Source organism: Staphylococcus sp. HMSC056G08 (assembly GCF_001812305.1).
Taxonomy (GTDB): domain Bacteria; phylum Bacillota; class Bacilli; order Staphylococcales; family Staphylococcaceae; genus Staphylococcus; species Staphylococcus simulans.
This window is the reverse complement of record NZ_KV808446.1, coordinates 1-17,327: the sequence shown is the minus strand read 5'-3', so window position 1 is coordinate 17,327 and position 17,327 is coordinate 1. Positions and strand designations below refer to the sequence as shown.

General features: G+C 35.8%; 17 protein-coding genes. 7 read left to right on the top strand and 10 right to left on the bottom strand.

Annotated features, from left to right (window positions below; translation table 11 throughout):
* Nucleotides 1-32 precede the first annotated feature (32 nt).
* The 4 genes from rbsK to rbsR form a co-directional block, all read right to left on the bottom strand.
* Complete coding sequence (gene rbsK / locus HMPREF2846_RS02430; RefSeq protein WP_002480231.1) at nucleotides 33-944, bottom strand: ribokinase; 912 nt, start codon at nucleotides 942-944, stop codon at nucleotides 33-35.
* Nucleotides 945-961: 17 nt separating this feature from the next.
* Nucleotides 962-1,366, bottom strand: coding sequence for a D-ribose pyranase (gene rbsD, locus HMPREF2846_RS02425; RefSeq protein ID WP_023014834.1), 405 nt, complete (start codon nucleotides 1,364-1,366; stop codon nucleotides 962-964).
* Between the two features lie 17 nt (nucleotides 1,367-1,383).
* Nucleotides 1,384-2,265 carry a ribose/proton symporter RbsU gene (gene rbsU, locus HMPREF2846_RS02420; RefSeq protein WP_002480233.1) on the bottom strand — a complete coding sequence of 294 codons (882 nt, stop codon included), beginning with the start codon at nucleotides 2,263-2,265 and terminating at the stop codon, nucleotides 1,384-1,386.
* A 171-nt stretch (nucleotides 2,266-2,436) separates the two neighbouring features.
* Nucleotides 2,437-3,432 (bottom strand): ribose utilization transcriptional repressor RbsR, encoded by a 996-nt coding sequence (gene rbsR, locus HMPREF2846_RS02415; protein WP_070625519.1) that lies wholly within the window; start codon nucleotides 3,430-3,432, stop codon nucleotides 2,437-2,439.
* 208 nt (nucleotides 3,433-3,640) lie between these two features.
* Here rbsR and HMPREF2846_RS02410 point away from each other — a divergent pair, with 208 nt between their 5' ends.
* A complete protein-coding gene (locus HMPREF2846_RS02410) occupies nucleotides 3,641-4,249 on the top strand; it encodes a methyltransferase domain-containing protein (protein ID WP_023014837.1) in 609 nt (202 codons plus the stop codon).
* A 140-nt stretch (nucleotides 4,250-4,389) separates the two neighbouring features.
* On the opposite strand, the gene HMPREF2846_RS02405 is transcribed toward HMPREF2846_RS02410, so the two are convergent.
* Entirely contained in the window at nucleotides 4,390-5,139 is a 750-nt protein-coding gene (locus HMPREF2846_RS02405) for a sugar phosphate isomerase/epimerase family protein (RefSeq protein ID WP_023014838.1), read from the bottom strand.
* Nucleotides 5,140-5,318: 179 nt separating this feature from the next.
* Entirely contained in the window at nucleotides 5,319-5,597 is a 279-nt protein-coding gene (locus HMPREF2846_RS02400; protein ID WP_002480239.1) for a GNAT family N-acetyltransferase, read from the bottom strand.
* A 186-nt stretch (nucleotides 5,598-5,783) separates the two neighbouring features.
* Here HMPREF2846_RS02400 and HMPREF2846_RS02395 point away from each other — a divergent pair, with 186 nt between their 5' ends.
* Together HMPREF2846_RS02395 and pbp4 are read left to right on the top strand one after the other, a co-directional pair.
* Nucleotides 5,784-6,164 carry a (4Fe-4S)-binding protein gene (locus HMPREF2846_RS02395; protein WP_061055023.1) on the top strand — a complete coding sequence of 127 codons (381 nt, stop codon included), beginning with the start codon at nucleotides 5,784-5,786 and terminating at the stop codon, nucleotides 6,162-6,164.
* A 164-nt stretch (nucleotides 6,165-6,328) separates the two neighbouring features.
* Complete coding sequence (pbp4, locus tag HMPREF2846_RS02390; RefSeq protein WP_070625517.1) at nucleotides 6,329-7,567, top strand: penicillin-binding protein PBP4; 1,239 nt, start codon at nucleotides 6,329-6,331, stop codon at nucleotides 7,565-7,567.
* Nucleotides 7,568-7,629: 62 nt separating this feature from the next.
* Here pbp4 and HMPREF2846_RS02385 read toward each other — a convergent pair whose 3' ends face one another.
* From HMPREF2846_RS02385 to HMPREF2846_RS02370, 4 genes are all read right to left on the bottom strand, one after another.
* Complete coding sequence (locus tag HMPREF2846_RS02385; protein ID WP_023014842.1) at nucleotides 7,630-8,901, bottom strand: amidohydrolase family protein; 1,272 nt, start codon at nucleotides 8,899-8,901, stop codon at nucleotides 7,630-7,632.
* Nucleotides 8,902-9,578: 677 nt separating this feature from the next.
* A complete protein-coding gene (gene manA / locus HMPREF2846_RS02380; protein ID WP_070625515.1) occupies nucleotides 9,579-10,514 on the bottom strand; it encodes a mannose-6-phosphate isomerase, class I in 936 nt (311 codons plus the stop codon).
* A gap of 13 nt (nucleotides 10,515-10,527) precedes the next feature.
* The gene (locus HMPREF2846_RS02375; protein WP_070625513.1) at nucleotides 10,528-12,492 is read right to left on the bottom strand and encodes a PTS fructose transporter subunit IIABC; all 1,965 of its coding nucleotides are present in this window, start codon (nucleotides 12,490-12,492) and stop codon (nucleotides 10,528-10,530) included.
* 78 nt (nucleotides 12,493-12,570) lie between these two features.
* Complete coding sequence (locus HMPREF2846_RS02370) at nucleotides 12,571-14,436, bottom strand: BglG family transcription antiterminator (RefSeq protein ID WP_070625511.1); 1,866 nt, start codon at nucleotides 14,434-14,436, stop codon at nucleotides 12,571-12,573.
* 175 nt (nucleotides 14,437-14,611) lie between these two features.
* Here HMPREF2846_RS02370 and HMPREF2846_RS02365 point away from each other — a divergent pair, with 175 nt between their 5' ends.
* From HMPREF2846_RS02365 to adhP, 4 genes are all read left to right on the top strand, one after another.
* Complete coding sequence (locus HMPREF2846_RS02365; RefSeq protein ID WP_070625509.1) at nucleotides 14,612-15,121, top strand: YagU family protein; 510 nt, start codon at nucleotides 14,612-14,614, stop codon at nucleotides 15,119-15,121.
* Nucleotides 15,122-15,263: 142 nt separating this feature from the next.
* Nucleotides 15,264-15,677: a D-alanyl-D-alanine carboxypeptidase family protein gene (locus HMPREF2846_RS02360; RefSeq protein WP_070625507.1), complete on the top strand. Its 414-nt coding sequence runs from the start codon at nucleotides 15,264-15,266 to the stop codon at nucleotides 15,675-15,677.
* A 6-nt stretch (nucleotides 15,678-15,683) separates the two neighbouring features.
* The gene (locus HMPREF2846_RS14895; protein ID WP_141751854.1) at nucleotides 15,684-16,058 is read left to right on the top strand and encodes a serine hydrolase; all 375 of its coding nucleotides are present in this window, start codon (nucleotides 15,684-15,686) and stop codon (nucleotides 16,056-16,058) included.
* Between the two features lie 105 nt (nucleotides 16,059-16,163).
* Nucleotides 16,164-17,174 (top strand): alcohol dehydrogenase AdhP, encoded by a 1,011-nt coding sequence (adhP, locus tag HMPREF2846_RS02355; RefSeq protein WP_023014845.1) that lies wholly within the window; start codon nucleotides 16,164-16,166, stop codon nucleotides 17,172-17,174.
* Nucleotides 17,175-17,327 lie beyond the last annotated feature (153 nt).

The following is a 17,327-nucleotide window of genomic DNA, read 5'->3' as shown; positions in this document are numbered from 1 at the left end:
CTCGCATATATGGATAGGTTTTTGAAGTTCGTTTAATATTCAATGTCTTTTGCGAATGGAATAGAGATTTGCGCCCCTGCTTTTTGAACTGTATAAGATGCTGCTTTATTCGCAAAATCAATCGCAGTTTCTAAATTCATTTGTTTCACGTCAAACGCACTGACAAATGCGCCGATAAAAGTATCTCCGGCTGCTGTTGTATCCACAACATCAACTTTATATGCTTTGACTAAGCCAGAGTTGCCTTTGACTGCGTAATATGTTCCTTGTGCACCGATAGTAATTAATACCACTTTAATTCCTAAGCTTAAGAAATAGTCTGCGTTTTGAGCCATTGATTTTTCATCCGTCACTGGAATACCAGATAAGATTTCCGCTTCAAACTCATTCGGAATAATCACATCTATAAGCCCTAATAATTCTTCAGGTAATTCGCTCGCTGGCGCTGGATTTAAAATCGTTGTAATACCATGCTTACGCGCAATTTCAAACGCACGGATAATCGCCGGTATAGGAACTTCTAATTGTGCCACTACATAATCCGCTTCTTTAATCACTGCTTCAGCTTGTGCCACATCTTCAGGTGTAATATCCATGTTCGCACCGCCATAGACGTAGATGGTATTACTGCCGTCTTTATCTACTGTAATAAATGCTTGTCCCGTATCTGCTGTTTCTGATTCTGTAATATACTCGGTATTCATTCCTGCTTCTTTGAAACCTTCAAACATAAAGTCAGCTAAACCATCTTTACCGACTTTTGAAATAAACGTGGTATCTGCGTTCATACGTGCTGTCGCAATCGCTTGGTTCGCACCTTTACCCCCGCCGTATTTCTTTTGTCCTTCTTTGACATGCAAGGTTTCACCAGGTTTCGCATAACGCTCAACAGTTAAGAACTGATCCACATTCGTTGAACCTAAAATTACTACTTTATTCGTCATACTGTATCTCTCCTCGCTTAAAATGTCACATTAGATTCTAAAATAATATTTGAAAATGGTGTGATTTCACCTGTACGTATATTGCCTTTATTTAATGGATGACTTAAGTAGGCTTTCATTTCTGTATGTGGAATAAATTCAATCTCTACATCATCCTCTAACAGTGCTTTAATTTGTTTTAGCTGCGCTGGGTTATGTGTTTTAATTTCTTCAGCTAAATAGATTTTTTGAATTTTCATTTCTGTTAAGACTGTTTCTAGCACATCAATAAAGCGTGGCAACTCTTTTGTGACCGCTAAATCAATTCTACGTGCATCATTTGGAATCGGCATACCCGCATCATTAATGGTTAATAAATCAAAGTGGCCGATTGTCGCAATGGCTTGTGAAACATGACTATTTAATACAGGGGTTTTCTTCATTTCTATTCCCTCCAAAATTATTTAATAAAGACTGTGACTGTTGCGGCAGCTAAAATTAACACTAAACCAACCATCGTAATCAACATTTCTTTCTTCGTCTTACGTTGATTTAAGAAATAAATACCTGTTAACGTCGCAAGAACCACTGACGTTTGAGATAAAATAAAGCCTGTCGCAAGACCGTTCATATCTGGTTGTGCTGAAATTAAGTAAGTTAACGCCGCAAATGCGAAGAAGAAACCTGAAATGATTTGAAGCCATGTAATCTTATTCTTAAATGGATTGTCTTTCTTCATCATTGTTAAACCATAGATCACTGCGACGAGAACCATACCCATAGCTTGAGGTAAGAAGGCTGCTTTTCCTCCGATATCTGTCGCTTGTGGTGCAGCTGAATATAGCCAATATCCAATTTCACCAATCAGCAAGATAACCACTGCTTTCTTTAAGTTACCGCTGTTTTGTTCCTCAGGATGTTCACTCCATACTGTCATACGTGCACCGATTAAAATCACAATTAACGCCACAAAACCGATAATTTTATTGCTTAATCCTGGCCAGTTACCTAACGCAAAGACACCCCATAATGAAGCACCAAGCAATTGGAAAGCTGTTGTGACTGGCATTGCTCTTGAAGAACCGATGAGTTCAAAGGCTTTGAACGTTAAAATTTGACCGAAACACCAACCTGCCCCAGAAAGCAACGCAAACATTAAGTTCATACCTGTCGGGAAGTGTTGGGCTGTCAATCCCGCAAAGACTAACGCAAAGATTAATGTCCCTACCGTCGTTCCGATAATTTGATGGACTGGTTTGCCTCCGAACTTTGACGCAATCGTCGGGAATAAACCCCAACCAAGCAATGGACCTAAACCAATAAGTAAAGCGACTAGATTCATGAATAACACCTCTATTTTTTTCTAAGTGGATTTAGTAAAACGTTTTACTTTACTCACATACTAGCACTTTTCATTTATTTTGTATACGTTTTCATATAGATTTAAGATTTTCGACACAATAAAAAACGAGTACACTTATCAAGAGATAAGCGCCCCGTCTTTGATGAATGATTATTGATTTAATTGTTGTGTTGTTTCTCTGACCACGAGTTCATTCGGCAATTCAATACGTTCAACCCCTTGATCAGTCTCCGTAATTTTCTTCACGATTAATCTCAATGCTGTTTCCCCAATTAACGCAATGGGTTGGGCTACTGTCGTTAATGCCGGTGTCATATATTGTGAAAAACTGATGTTATCATACCCTACGACTGAAATCTCTTCAGGCACAGTTTTTCCACGTTCATTTAAGCCGCGTATCAGCCCGATGGCCATTTCATCGTTAATCGCAAAAACCGCAGTCACTTGACTGTCGATGATTTGATCAACGATTTGTTTACCGCCTGAAGGTGATAGTTCTGTTTCTATCTTCAACGGTTTTTGAACATCATGGGATTCGCAATAATCTTCAAAACCTTTCACACGTGCCTGCATATTCGACATCATTTCATACGGTTGTACAATGGCAATATGTTGATGATTTAAAGCAATAAGATGTGCTGCCGCTAAAGCACCGCCTGTCTGTTCATCTGTTCGGATGATATCGGTATACCCATTATCTTCACTTTGGTCTAACACGACATAAGGAACATTGTGTCTCTCTAAATAATTGTTCATACTTTCAGGTTGATCGATTAATCGCGCAATGACTAAACCGTCCATGCCTCTTTCAACTAAATGCTTGATGTTATGTTCTAGATGGTCACCTGAAGTACTTAAGAAGAATAAATCCACATAGTCCGGCTTATGTTGTTCCATACTCTGCATAATCGCTGAGAAGAAAGGGTTCGTTAAACTGGGGACTAAAACCCCGATTAATTTAATCGTATGCCCTCTTAATTGTTGAGCATTTTTATTTGGAATATAACCTAATTTATCTTTAGCTGTTAACACTTTATCAATTGTCGCTTGCGAAAAGCGTTCTTGTTTATGATTTAAAATGTGCGAAACCGTGGTTAAGGATACACCTGCTTCTTTTGCGACATCTTTAATTGAAACTTTCTTCATGAGTGCTTAATCCCCTTACGTTGACAGACTCGCTTACGCAAATGTGCCACCTTTTTATCTCTTTCATCATATCATCTCTGATTTCGTTTGTAGAGTTCGTAAGTCATTGTAACTCTAATCCTTTCATAATTTATTAAATTCGTTTTAATTGCTTAACTCCTTCAAACTTTTTAGACTAGTACTGAGGTTAAAGAGAGGAGGCATCACCATGAATCATTGGGATGAAAAATTTGATTCCGACACATATATTTATGGTAAAGAAGCGAATCAATATGTTAAAAGCGTCTTTTCAGAAAAAGTAGATACACCAAAGAAAGTATTGATGTTAGCTGAAGGTGAAGGACGTAACGCAGTTTATCTTGCGACATTAGGCTATGATGTCACAACGTATGATTTATCTAAAGTCGGCATTGAGAAAGAATTGAAACTTGCGGAAGAAGCAGGTGTTACAGTCGATGCGAACTATGGTGACATCACTGCGTCTGATTTAACTGCAGAAAATGCCTATGATTATAGCGTGAATATCTTCGGACATGTTCCTCCAGAAGGTAAACGCGGGATGTTCAACAACTTAATCAAACCTTTAAAATCAGAAGGTCATAGTTACTTTGAACTTTATTCAACAGAACAACTCGAAAATAAAACAGGTGGCCCACCAAACAAAGCCATGCTTTATGAAGTAGATGAAATCAAAGGTTATCTTGAAGACCTTCCTGTTAAAATCCATAGTCTAGAAAAAAGAGATATTGAACGTAAAGAAGGCACTGCACACACAGGACATGCGAGCGTCATTCAAGGACATATTGAAAAGCTATAATAAATAAATGAAAAGCTGAGACATGTATTAAAGCATACTTTGTCTCAGCTTTTATTTGTCTTTTGAAATATCACTAATGTTTCGCATGTAAAGAATGCGATTGTGATGAGCTCATACTTGCATAAGCAAACTTTTCATCGCTACTTTCTTTCATTTTCTAACACTTCGATTGACTGCTTATCTCTTAATACTTCATCAACATCGCTAGAAGGATATTCAAGACCTATTGGTAGCCCTGTTGGTAGTTTTTCAACTACTGATTTCCAATCAATAATACCTTTATCTAAGGATGTAACAATAAAGTTACCATCTTGTTCTGCTAGATTTTTCAAGTGAATATAAGTAACATATGATCCTAATGTGTCAGCCGCATCAACTTCACTTTCTTGAACATATCGGAAATTACCCAAATCAAATGTATAACCTATATTTAATTTAGCTTTTTTAGCATCTTGTAAGAATTGATTAATCTTATTGATCGTTCCTGACTGTTGTGTTTGATCATTTTCAACCGTAAAGTTAAATGGTTGATCATTAATAAAATTCAGTTGTTTTAATTGACTAAAATGTCGATAATTTCCAATCGACATCTTGACGTTAGCCACATTAAGACGTTTAGCTTCTTCAAAATATTCGAAAATTTTAGGGTTTAATTCACCGTCATCTAAAAATATATAGTCGGGCACGCTATAAAATAACGTAATGTTTTTACTCTCCGCTGCTTTGCGCATCTCAGGAATTTCTTTGTCGATGTCCACGAAGTACTCTCTTCTAGGTTCAATTTTATTGAAACCTAAAGATACAATATCATCAAAAAGTTCAACTTGCTTCAAACCACTGTTAATTTTTGCTTGAAATACTAAGGTATTAAATACTAAGTTGTTGTTCATTGTTGTTCAGTCCTTTACATAAATTAGTAAACCCATTTATCATTCTCATCCATATCATAAACTGGTTTACTCAAAATGTCGACGCTTTCATTTTTTTATATTCAATGATTAAGACAAAAAAACAGACCTCTCTAAAGAAGAAGTCTGCTTGTTATCATAAGTCGTGTGTATAGAATGTGTTAGCTCTTTAATACATCCGCATATTCTGGTGTTTTATCAAAGACACTTTTCGCAAATGGACATAATGGAACGATTTTCATATTATTTTCTCTCGCATAATTGACTGCTGCTTCTACCATTGCATAGCCTACACGTTGGCCGCGTAATGCTTCTGATACTTCTGTATGATCAATAATAAATAAGTCTGGACCTGTTGGGACATATGTCATCTGTGCTTGATAGTTATTTTCGTCTTGGCCTACATAAAATTTATTGTGTCCGTGTTTTACTTCTGTCATTGAGATCACTTCCCTCTTTTTATTAATTTGATATTACCTTGTGCACCTCTTAAAAGCAAGAATATTAACTTACCTTACAATACTGATTATAATTCTCGATAGTATAACGAGTGATATTAATTTTAAACAACTTATTTGTGTGCTATATTGAACTTAAGTATTTGGCATAATATGAGGAGTGATAAAATGAGAAAGACTTATACTAGTGAAACAATTGATGTCTCTTTTGAACCTGCGCGTTGTATCCATGCAGCTGAATGTGTGAAAGGATTACCACAAGTTTTTGATACAAAGAAACGCCCTTGGATTGACCCTGCGAATGCGACAGCTGATCAAATCGCAGAAGTCGTAGAACGTTGTCCAAGCGGTGCGTTGGAATATCATCGTAAAGACGGTAAACCAAATGAACATCACGAACACACAGAAATCTCAATCGGCAAAGATAACCAAATTATTATTAAAGGTGAATTTACGTTAAACCATAATGGTGAAGTCATTGAATTAAACCGTGCGATTTTAAAAGGCGGTCCGAATGTTTCAGATAATCCATTCTATACTTTAGACTAATCATCATATTAACTACACTTCTTGACTTGTTTATAAAAGAGTTAGAAGTGTAGTTTTATTAAATTTACGCTTTATTAATAAATCTTATTTAAATCTTGTTGAATACAGTATTCTCTTATAGTAACGTAAGAGTATATTATCTTATAAAAGGATGGCCATACATTGTGAAAAGAGTTATAAGCATCATTGTGTCAGTTATGTTCTTAATGAATATACTGATTGCACCTACCGCTCACGCTGAACGGACGCCAATAGACGTTGCGAAAGAAAACCATCAAACGATTCAAAAACAGTTTGATCCTAAAAGTGCCTATGTGACTACCGAACAGGGACAAATTTTGTATGATTATCACGGCACACGTAACATCGACCCTGCTTCTACCGCAAAGTTGATGACCATATACTTAATATTAGAAGACATCAAACAAGGTGACGCTCACCTGTCAGATAAAGTTAAAATCACACCAACTTATGAACAAATGTCTCAACTCCCGAATTTGACGACATTTCCTTTAAAAAATAAACAAACCTATACTGTAGACCAATTGTTGAAACAAGCCATGTTAGAGTCTAGTAACGCTGCGACATTAGTACTTGCACACCATGTGGATGGTGATATTTCTAAATTCACAGACCGCATGAACCACAAAGCGAAACAATTAGGGATGCATCATACACATTTTACTAATCCAAGTGGTGCGAATAACCAATTGATTCATCAATTTATCTCAAAGGCTTATAAAAGTGAAACAACTTCTCAAAGTACAGCACAAGACATGGCAATACTTTCTCAAGCAATCTTGAAAAAGTATCCTGAGGTACTCAATTACTCAAAGTTAGAAACCGACAAACAGTATGGTAAAACACTAAAAAATACAAACTTATCGTTACCGCATGGTCCAGATGCATTAAAAATTGTAAATGCTGACGGTCTAAAAACAGGGACGAGTGAAAATGGCTACAATTTAGTATTAACAGCCAAACAAAAAGAACTACGTATCAACACAGTCGTTATGAATGTACAACCTTATCCTAATGAAGCTGCGAAACATGCACGCCAAAAGCTTGCGAATGCTTTAACGGAAGAAGCTTTCAAAAACTATGAATACCGTAAAGTTATCTCTAAAGGTGAACATGAAATTGATGGTAAGACGTATGAAGTAAAAAAAGATTTATATGATCTGGTGCCTAAAGACAAAGCTAAATATGACTTGAAAATTATTGAAGATGAACAATTAAAAGTAGACTATCCTAGAAAATTCCTTAAAGGTTATCATGCACCTTCTGTTGAAGTTGAGCCAGTAACGCACTGGGGTACTTTGGTTTTAGGTGCGCTTGTCATGATTGGCGGTGTCATATTACTGACTGCAATCATCTATATTATTGTGAAACGACGTAGATAATCATTCTATATGTAAAAATGAGCGGAATCTCACAGGTTCCGCTCATTTTTTCGAATCTATTTTTATTTTGTTTTACGTGTAACATCTAGTTCTGTTTCATATTTAGGTAATGCTTTCTTGAACAAGTATTCACCATGACGTACAGACGCTAGGCAGTCTGAGCGACGTCTTTGTGCTTCAAATACTGTTGGCGCATCTACTACGATAAAGTTAGCAGGTTTGCCTTCATCTAAACCGTATTCATCTTCAATGCGCATTAATTGTGCACCGTTGTAAGTGATTAAATCAAAGTTGCGTGGGAAGTCTTGTTCACGCATTAATTGTGTCGCATGCAGACCATTATCTAAGATATTCATCAAGTTACCTGAACCTGCTGGATACCATAGGTCTACGATAGAGTCTTGACCAAATGCGACGTTAATATCGTTATCTACAAATTCTTTTACGCGTGTTAAACCACGTCGCTTAGGATACGTATCTTGACGTCCTTGCAAGAATAAGTTCTCTGTTGGGCATGAAACAAAGTTCAAGCCAGATTGACGGAATAAGCCCATCATACGGAATGCATACGCATCATCTGCTGAACCGAATGAACAAGTGTGAGAAGCTGTCGTATAAGGACCATATCCTTGTTTCATTGCTTCTGCGTTCAATTGTTCAAGATAACGTGCTTCTGCATCATCTGTTTCATCACAGTGTACATCAATCAATTTGTCATATTTAATCGCAAGACGTACGATTTCTTTCACTGATTCTGCACCGTCTTCAGGACTCCATTCGTTATGTGGAATACCTCCGACACAGTCAGCACCTAGTTTCAATGCTTCTTCTACTAAGTCGCGGCCTGTTTTACCGTCTTCTTCGAATGAATACATACCGTTTTGTGGGAATGCGACTACTTGAATTGTGATATTGTCTTTCAATTCGTCTCTGACTTCAATTGCCGCTTTAATCCCTGTTAAGTTAGGGTCTGTACAGTCTGTTTGTGCACGGATATATTGTGTTCCGTAACTTGCGACATCATTGACTGCTTTACGCATACGTTCTTTCATTTCTTCTTTTGTCGTACCTTTTTTATAATCATTCCATAAATCAATCGCTTCAAATAGCGTACCTGATTCGTTTTTGATTTTAGGATCTTGTCCTGTAAAGTAGTAATCTAAATGCAAGTGTGAATCTACATAAGGTGGTAGCACTAAACGCCCTTGTAAATCGATGACTTCATCAGCGTCACCTAAATCATTACCGAACGCCACAAACTTGCCGTTCTCTACTAAGATTTCAGAGGCATCATCATGTTTATAGATTGATGCGTTAATAAATTTTTTGCTCATTTCCATTCCTCCATCTCTCTTACCTTCACAAACAAAAAATTATTCAGTATTCCAAAAATGTTACATCCCAATTTTATCAACTTAAGATTCAATAAAGAAACTTAACGCATTGAGTTTTACCACTTCGAAGCTATTTTAACCATATGTTCAAACCGACACCCATATTAATATGTAAAAATTATTTTATATTTTTATTGACTTGTATTATGATACTGTTATATTATATAAATGCAATATAAAGAGCTAAACAAGCTGGAACTTACTTAGCCTTTAATAAAGGCTCACAATGGATCTTGTGAAACTCTAACGAACCTAAATGGTTAGTTAACTTCTGTACTTAATTGTCCGTTAGTACAGAAGTTATTTTTTCCATCTTATTGATAGCTCCTTTTAGCAAAAAAGTTACTAAAACGACGGAACATACATTTTCAAAATTCAAATGAATTTCTATTAGCGTAATATCCATACTATCACCTCCCCGATAACTCCATTTAAGGCTCGAGGCGGCTTCACATGCTTCTCTCTATTTCATGCAAGGTTCTTTATTCTTGGATATTATACCACCTTTATCTATAAATTACTTTATAATTTTTAAATGTAATATTTTTTCTCGCAAAGTAAAAAAAGAGCTAAAACAGCCAAAACTGTCTCAACTCTTCATTAGTTCATACAAATATTTATGAATGACTTACTATAATACTCATATCACCTTTGAATGTGATATCTAAATCTTCTGAAGTTATGACAAAATGTGTACCTTTGTCTATAGTGTTTGATTGGCCATCTACAATTACTTCTCCGCTTCCTTCAATCACAGAGATCAAACAATACTCATACGGCTTTTTGAAAATCAATTCACCCTGAATATCCCATTTCTCTACAGTGAAGAATTCATTTGATACAAATTGTGTAAATGCTTGCCCATCGCGTGTTTCGTGAATTGGTTTTGTATTTGGATTTGTTTGGTTTACATCGATGACTGCCTTACTTTGTTCAAGATGTAATTCACGTGTATTACCATGCTTATCTTTACGGTCATAGTCATAAATACGATACGTTGTATCCGATGATTGTTGTGTTTCTAAAATTAATATCCCTGCGCCAATCGCATGAACAGTACCTGCTGGTACATAATAGAAATCACCAGGTTTTACTTTTTCTTTATGGAATAAACCTTCGAATTCTTTATTATCTATCATACGCTCTAAATCTTCTTGATTATCTACATTAACACCATATATAATTTCTGCATCTTCTTTAGCGTCTAAAATATACCAGCACTCAGTCTTACCATAGCCGCCTTCATGTGCTTTCGCGTATGCATCATCTGGATGAACTTGAACAGATAATTTATCATTCGCATCTAAAATTTTTGTTAAAAGTGGAAACTCGTCTTTTTGGTCATTTCCAAACAATGCTCTATCTTCATTCCACACTTGTTCTAACGTTTTACCTTGATGCTGACCATTCTCAATCACATTTGAGCCATGTGGCAGGGCTGAAATTGCCCAACATTCTCCTGTTAAATCATTTGGGATGTTGTAATTAAATTGTTTTAAGGCTGTGCCTCCCCAAATACGTTCTTGAAATACTGGTTTTAGAAATAATACCATACGTTATCATCCTTTATATTGCTTTTAGTATGTCGTAAATTGTCTCTTTATCTTCTGCATTAATTAATTTTTCGCGTGTTTCATCGTCCATAAGAGTCTTAGATAAGCGTTGTAATAATTTCAGATGTGTATCATTACTGTTGTTAGGTACGACGATTAAGAAAACAATCTTAGGTAATGAGCCATCTAAGCTTTCCCACTCAATACCGTTTTTATTTTGTAATACTGCAACTACAGGTTGTTTGACTGCATCTGATTTCGCATGTGGAATAGCTACGTTCATACCGATGGCTGTCGTAGATTCAGATTCACGTTTTAATACAGAGGATTTAACTTGATCAAAGTCTTCAACATAGTTTTGATTTTTTAGTTCTGTGATGAGTCGATCAATCACATCATCACGTTTCATTTCACTGTTTGTTAATTCAATTAGGCTTTTATGGAAAACAGTATCTTCTTTTGTTTCTTGTGTATTTGTGTCTGCATGTACCGGCTCTGTTTTTGTTTGAGCTATGTTTGTTTGCGTATCTTGTTCATCAGAAAGTTCCGTTGTTACACCTTCTCCTTCAAGTACTGCAGCCGGTGCATTTTTTTTGAATAATAAAACTGTTGCTGTTGTGATTAAGCTACCGATAATAACTGCAACGAAGAACCACAATACGTGCTCAATGCCACCAAGTACTGCAACAATAGGACCGCCGTGAGCTACTCTGTCTCCTACGCCACCTAAAGCTGCGATAGCTGCTGCCACCATAGCACCAATCATATTTGCTGGAATGATACGAAGCGGATCTTGTGCAGCGAATGGAATCGCGCCTTCAGTAATACCGAATAGCCCCATTGTGAATGACGCTTTACCCATCTCTTGTTCTGAGTTATTAAATTTACGTTTTTGAATAAATGTCGCTAACCCTAAACCTATTGGAGGCGTACATACCGCAACCGCTACCATACCCATTACTGCATAGTTACCTTCAGCAATTAATGCTGAACCGAATAAGAATGCTACTTTGTTGACTGGACCACCCATATCAAATGCAATCATGGCACCAATAATGAGTGCGAGAACAACAATGTTCGCGCCTTGCATACCTTTTAACCAACCAGTTAATGCTGTAAATACGCCTGAAATTGGCGCACCAATAACAAAGACAAATATTAATCCAACTACTAATGAAGCTAAAATTGGAATAATGATAATCGGCATAATTGGTGCCATAGCTTTAGGCACTTTAACGTTTTTAATCCATTTCGCAACATAACCAGCAATAAAACCAGCAACGATACCGCCTAGGAATCCTGCACCAGCTTCACTGCCATAGAAACTTCCGTCTGCTGCAATAGCACCGCCAATCATACCTGGTACGAGCCCTGGCTTATCAGCAATACTATAAGCGATATAACCTGCTAGTATTGGTACCATAAAGCTAAATGACAATGCTCCGATTTTCTCTATAGATTTCCAAAATGAATCATCTGGAATGACTAAACCTTTAGCTGAAGGTTCACCGCCAAGCGTTAAGGCAATGGCAATCAATAATCCACCAACGACGATGAAAGGCACCATAAAGGACACACCATTCATCAAGTGTTGGTAAATCATTTGTACGCCGCTCTTCTTCTCTTCTTCTTCATAACTGTCATCTTCTGAAGCACCTTCATGATGATAAATACGTGCATCTTTATCAATAATACGTTGTATTAATTCTTTTGGATGATGTATACCTTCTCTGACATTTTCGTTAATTAAACGTTTACCGTTAAAACGTGATAAGTCTACTTGTCTATCTGCCGCAATAATAATACCGTCTGCTTCTTTAATTTCTTTTGCTGTTAATACATTTTCTGCACCTACGCCGCCTTGTGTCTCAACTTTGATATCTACACCCATCTCTTTAGCTGCTTGCTCTAATTTTTCTTGAGCCATATATGTGTGAGCGATACCATTCGGACAAGACGTAATCGCTAATATTTTCATGTGAATCACGCTCCTTAGTTAAAGTGTAAGCGCTAACACCAAGACATAAAAAAAGATAATTACCGTTACTAGTGGCAATTATCCTTTAATCATTTTCATTAGTTTAGTTTTAAATGGTTGTGCTTCAAGATATATAAGCTCATCTATAGCTTTTTCATCCAGTTGTGCGATAGTTTGAATTATACGTTTTGTAAGTTGAATATCTTGTTTAGTCGTTGCTAAGAAGAAAGCTAATTTAACTTGGTGCTCTTTCCAATAGAAACCTTTAGTGCTTTTAAAAACAATGACATGAGACTTTAATACTTTCTCAGGGTTGCCATGCGGTATAGCAACTTGATTTCCTATATAGGTTGAAGACATTCTCTCACGTTCTAAAGCACTTTCGATATACCCTTCTAATACAGCATGATTATTACTCAGTATGTCTTGCGCTTTTTCAAATATAGAAGCAGTATTAAATGCTTTTTCACTTTCTGTTTCAACTATAAAGTTCACACCTGAAAACTCATCTGACTTCATAGCTGGTTTTAACTTTTTGGCCATAAATGTTTCTAATTGATGCTTATCATCATCGCTTAAAAGCGGTGACACCTGAAGTAACTCTACATCTTCTGTAAGTTGATCAATAATAATATCATGAGTTGTGATTAGCATATCAATTCCTGTGAAATCATAATGATCGATATCTTCCAATCTAATCGTATCTTTAACTTTAATATGATTACTTAACTTCGAAACTTTTGTAGCAAGTAATTGAGAGATACCAATTCCATAATAACAGGCAATCACCACATTTAAATGATGTTGTTCATTACGATCAATTGAAGATTGAAAATGTATTGTCAGAAAGGCAATCTCATCCTCAGTTAATTCTACACCCGCTTCTTCTGTCATTTGTTGCCCAATATCATAAAGTACGTTAAAAATGAACGGATATAGTGCTTTAATTTCTTTAGTCAGTGGATTGTTAAGGTAAACTTCTTTCATAATTCTTAAATATGTCCGTCCAAAATGGGAATAGAGGTTCTCTTTTAGCACTTGGTCTTGCGTAAAGTGTACGCCTACTCTTTCTTCCATACGTTCAATCATTCGGTTAATATAGCTTTCTATAAATAGTTGTTGCACGCCTAAGTCAAACTTATTAAAGTGATAGCTAATAAAAAATGAGAACAGTTTAGTCACTTGTAAATTTAAAGTGTAGCCTAACTTAAGGTTTATTTCTTCAATAATCTTATTTGAAATTAATAATGCTTCTTCATTTAACCCCCCGTTGATATTCTCTGTAAAGCTTCTCTTCATAATTAAAATCAAATGAATCAATAACTGTTCAACTTGAATATCTGAAGTTTTAATGTCAAAGTCATTGAGATTACGTTTTATAATTTGTGTGATTGTATCTACATGCGCTCTAGGCAACTCGTCTAATATAAGTGACTCTACACGATGATTACGCGTAGAAAGCTGATTTAAATGAAGTGTGGCATTGTTTAGGTTAGTCTGACTTCCTACTACTTCTATACCTTTGCGGGGCTTAACATTGATAGCTACATCAAACTTTTCACACCAGGCATGAATACGTCCAATATAATCAAGTATTTCTTTCTTAGTCAGATGATACGTTTTTTCTAATTGATGTAATGTTAATTGAGTATCATTCATCAATAGTTGATAACCTAAAGTTACTAGTATTTTATGGTCTTTATCAGTATATTCTTCGAGTCGTTTTTCAACTTCTTTAATAGTATATTGCTTAGTGCTGATTTGATAACCTCTTGATTTTACACTTACTATTAAATCTTTCATAAAGTTTGTATTCACTGCTTTAATATCATTTCTCGTGGTACGATTCGATACATTCAAGAAAGTGGCTATGTCGTCAGACGTAAGATACTGTTCTGCATTATTAATAAAAAGTTGTATTAATTTAATCTGTCTTTCAATCATAGAAACCACCTCCTATTTATTATATTTAGTTTAAAGCACTTTAATAAAAATTCCTATCTTTTATATTAAGCACAATTTCTTATCCTGCTAATTGATTTTCAACTTTCTTGAATTTGTTATATTATACACAACCTTACCATGCTAATATAAGATTATTGTTAAGGAGGAGAATTTTATGCATCAAGAAAAAACAAGTTCTACATTTCAATTTATCTACACTGCGGTCATTGCAGGATTATTATCAGGAATTGTCAAATTAGGTTGGGAAGTCATGTTTCCACCTCGTACTCCAGAAAGAAATGCTACTAACCCACCCCAACAGTTATTGCAGCAATTTGGATTTTCGCAAGATTTTACACACCAAACCTATCAATTTTCAGAACAAATGTTACCGTGGGTCAGCTTTATCGTTCACTATAGTTTCTCTATTGTGATTGCAATAATTTATATTTATTTAGCTAAAAAACATCCAATTGTTTATGCAGGTTATGGTGCTCTATTCGGCATCTTTATATGGGTAGCTTTCCATTTATTGATTATGCCTATTATTCAAACTGTTCCAGCACCTTGGGACCAACCATTTGATGAACATTTATCTGAACTATTCGGTCATATTGTATGGATGATGACAATTGAATTAGTAAGACGTTATGCAATCTACAAAGATAAGACCTTAAAATCATAATATCATTTAACTTACGACTGTCCTTATTTTGACTAAGTATCACTTGTAACAAATTTTCTACAACTTTTATATACACAACTAATTCTCCTTTGATTGATATACAATAGTAATATATTGATAATTACAACAAAGGAGCATCAGTGTGGAAAAGCCAAAGACAATTCAAATGTTTGTTGAGAAGATGAATGAAAAAGCAGCTAGTATTGGTATGTCTCGTTCTATGTTTAAAAATCCTACGGGTTTAACGGAAAAGTATCAACTATCAACGAGTTATGATCTGTCATTGTTAACACTACATGCGAGTGCGAATGTGGATATTGTGAGAATTTGGAAGAAGAAGCATTATTCATTCTGGGTTAAGGGTCCTAATGCAAGACGTATGGATCTCACAACAAGAGTAGATAATGAAAAACTGAATCAATATTACGATATTTTAGGCGGCAAAACTGGAACTGTGGGCTTTATAAAAAACCTATGTCTTTTAATCTATGATGGTGAGACTGTCTATATCGTAACCTTGCTTAAAGCGAGAGGTAATCGATTCCATCAAGCTTAGTTACTTATTGATTATCTTTTAAATAAAGGTTCTCTAGATGGTGTAGATACAACAGCTTATACAGTTTTAAAATACCCATCATGTAATCCTTATTTATTCACACGTTTCAAACCAGAAATTCTTATTTCTAAAAACGGTAATGCGCGCAATAACCCCGCAAGCCTAACTAAGCTATTGACGTTGTTGACCGCTTTAGATTATCCACTGGATTTAAATAAAAATTTAACTGTTAAGGCTGAAGACATGGCTGAAGATAACCTCAACGACATTAGAGAAGGAGATATTATCAGCTTAGATGATGCCTTACATTTAATATTACTGAGATCTTCAAATATTATGGCTAACATGCTTAGTAGATATGTCTCAGAGCACTATCTTTAACGCTTAAATACTTATATAAAAGTTACTAAATTAGCCTTATTTACGATAACCTTATTGCTCTCAATATTAATATAATAGTATTGATTAAGTAAGGAGGTTTTCTAAATGAAAGCAATTGTAGTAGGTAAAGATCATCAACCCCAAGTTACTGAGAGAACATTACGCCCTTTGAAATACGGTGAAGCATTATTAGACATGGAATGTTGTGGTGTCTGTCATACAGACTTACATGTTGCCCATGCTGATTTTGGCGATGTAACTGGCACTATTTTAGGTCATGAAGGTATCGGTATTGTAAAAGAAGTCGCTGAAGGTGTTACAAGCTTAAAAGTAGGAGATCGTGCAAGTGTGGCATGGTTCTTTGAAGGATGCGGCCACTGTGAATATTGTACTACAGGTCGTGAAACATTATGTCGTGAAGTTAAGAACGCTGGTTATTCTGTAGATGGCGGTATGGCACAAGAATGTATCGTTACTGCAGACTATTCTGTTAAAGTTCCAGATGGTTTATCATCAGAAGCTGCCAGCAGTATCACATGTGCGGGTGTCACAACATACAAAGCGATTAAAGAATCAGGCGTACGTGCTGGTGAATGGCTTGTCTTATTCGGTTTAGGTGGACTTGGAAACTTAGCTTTACAATATGCGAAAAAAGTATTTAACGCTAAAGTTATCGCAGTAGACATCAATGACAGTCAACTTGAATTTGCGAAACAATACGATGCAGATGTTACTTTAAACCCTAAAGAAGTGGATGTCGCAAAATACATTCAAGAACATGTAGGCGGTGCACATGCGGCAGTTGTTACAGCGGTTGCTAAACAAGCCTTCAACGCAGCTGTTGAATCTGTACGTGCTGGCGGTACTGTAGTCGCAGTCGGCTTACCAACAGAATCAATGGACTTATCAATTCCACGTTTAGTATTAGACGGTATTCGTGTTGTAGGTTCACTAGTAGGTACACGTGAAGACTTAAAAGAAGCTTTCCAATTTGGTGCTGAAGGTCTAGTCGTGCCAAAAACACAATTACGTCCAATGGAAGATGTTCAAGATATCTTCAAAGAAATGGAAGAAGGTAAAATCAACGGCCGTATGGTTATTGATTTACGCCATTAATCATAATCTTAAAACACAACTAATTTAAATAACACTTGATTAAAAATAGATAGAAGCTCTGAAGGAAATCTAATTACTGATATCCTTCAGAGCTTCTTAGTTTTTGTTCAATAAATATATTGGCTCTCTGTCAAATAGGACTGGTGAGCAAAA

Bases quoted from the DNA above. Each gene is read 5' to 3' on its own strand.
- HMPREF2846_RS02400 (WP_002480239.1), bottom strand. From the start codon at position 5,597: ATGACAGAAGTAAAACACGGACACAATAAATTTTATGTAGGCCAAGAC.
- rbsU (WP_002480233.1), bottom strand. From the start codon at position 2,265: ATGAATCTAGTCGCTTTACTTATTGGTTTAGGTCCATTGCTTGGTTGG.
- HMPREF2846_RS02365 (WP_070625509.1), top strand. From the start codon at position 14,612: ATGCATCAAGAAAAAACAAGTTCTACATTTCAATTTATCTACACTGCG.
- HMPREF2846_RS02395 (WP_061055023.1), top strand. From the start codon at position 5,784: ATGAGAAAGACTTATACTAGTGAAACAATTGATGTCTCTTTTGAACCT.
- HMPREF2846_RS02410 (WP_023014837.1), top strand. From the start codon at position 3,641: ATGAATCATTGGGATGAAAAATTTGATTCCGACACATATATTTATGGT.
- HMPREF2846_RS02375 (WP_070625513.1), bottom strand. From the start codon at position 12,492: ATGAAAATATTAGCGATTACGTCTTGTCCGAATGGTATCGCTCACACA.
- HMPREF2846_RS02405 (WP_023014838.1), bottom strand. From the start codon at position 5,139: ATGAACAACAACTTAGTATTTAATACCTTAGTATTTCAAGCAAAAATT.
- HMPREF2846_RS02370 (WP_070625511.1), bottom strand. From the start codon at position 14,436: ATGATTGAAAGACAGATTAAATTAATACAACTTTTTATTAATAATGCA.
- manA (WP_070625515.1), bottom strand. From the start codon at position 10,514: ATGGTATTATTTCTAAAACCAGTATTTCAAGAACGTATTTGGGGAGGC.
- HMPREF2846_RS02385 (WP_023014842.1), bottom strand. From the start codon at position 8,901: ATGAGCAAAAAATTTATTAACGCATCAATCTATAAACATGATGATGCC.
- adhP (WP_023014845.1), top strand. From the start codon at position 16,164: ATGAAAGCAATTGTAGTAGGTAAAGATCATCAACCCCAAGTTACTGAG.
- rbsK (WP_002480231.1), bottom strand. From the start codon at position 944: ATGACGAATAAAGTAGTAATTTTAGGTTCAACGAATGTGGATCAGTTC.
- rbsR (WP_070625519.1), bottom strand. From the start codon at position 3,432: ATGAAGAAAGTTTCAATTAAAGATGTCGCAAAAGAAGCAGGTGTATCC.
- rbsD (WP_023014834.1), bottom strand. From the start codon at position 1,366: ATGAAGAAAACCCCTGTATTAAATAGTCATGTTTCACAAGCCATTGCG.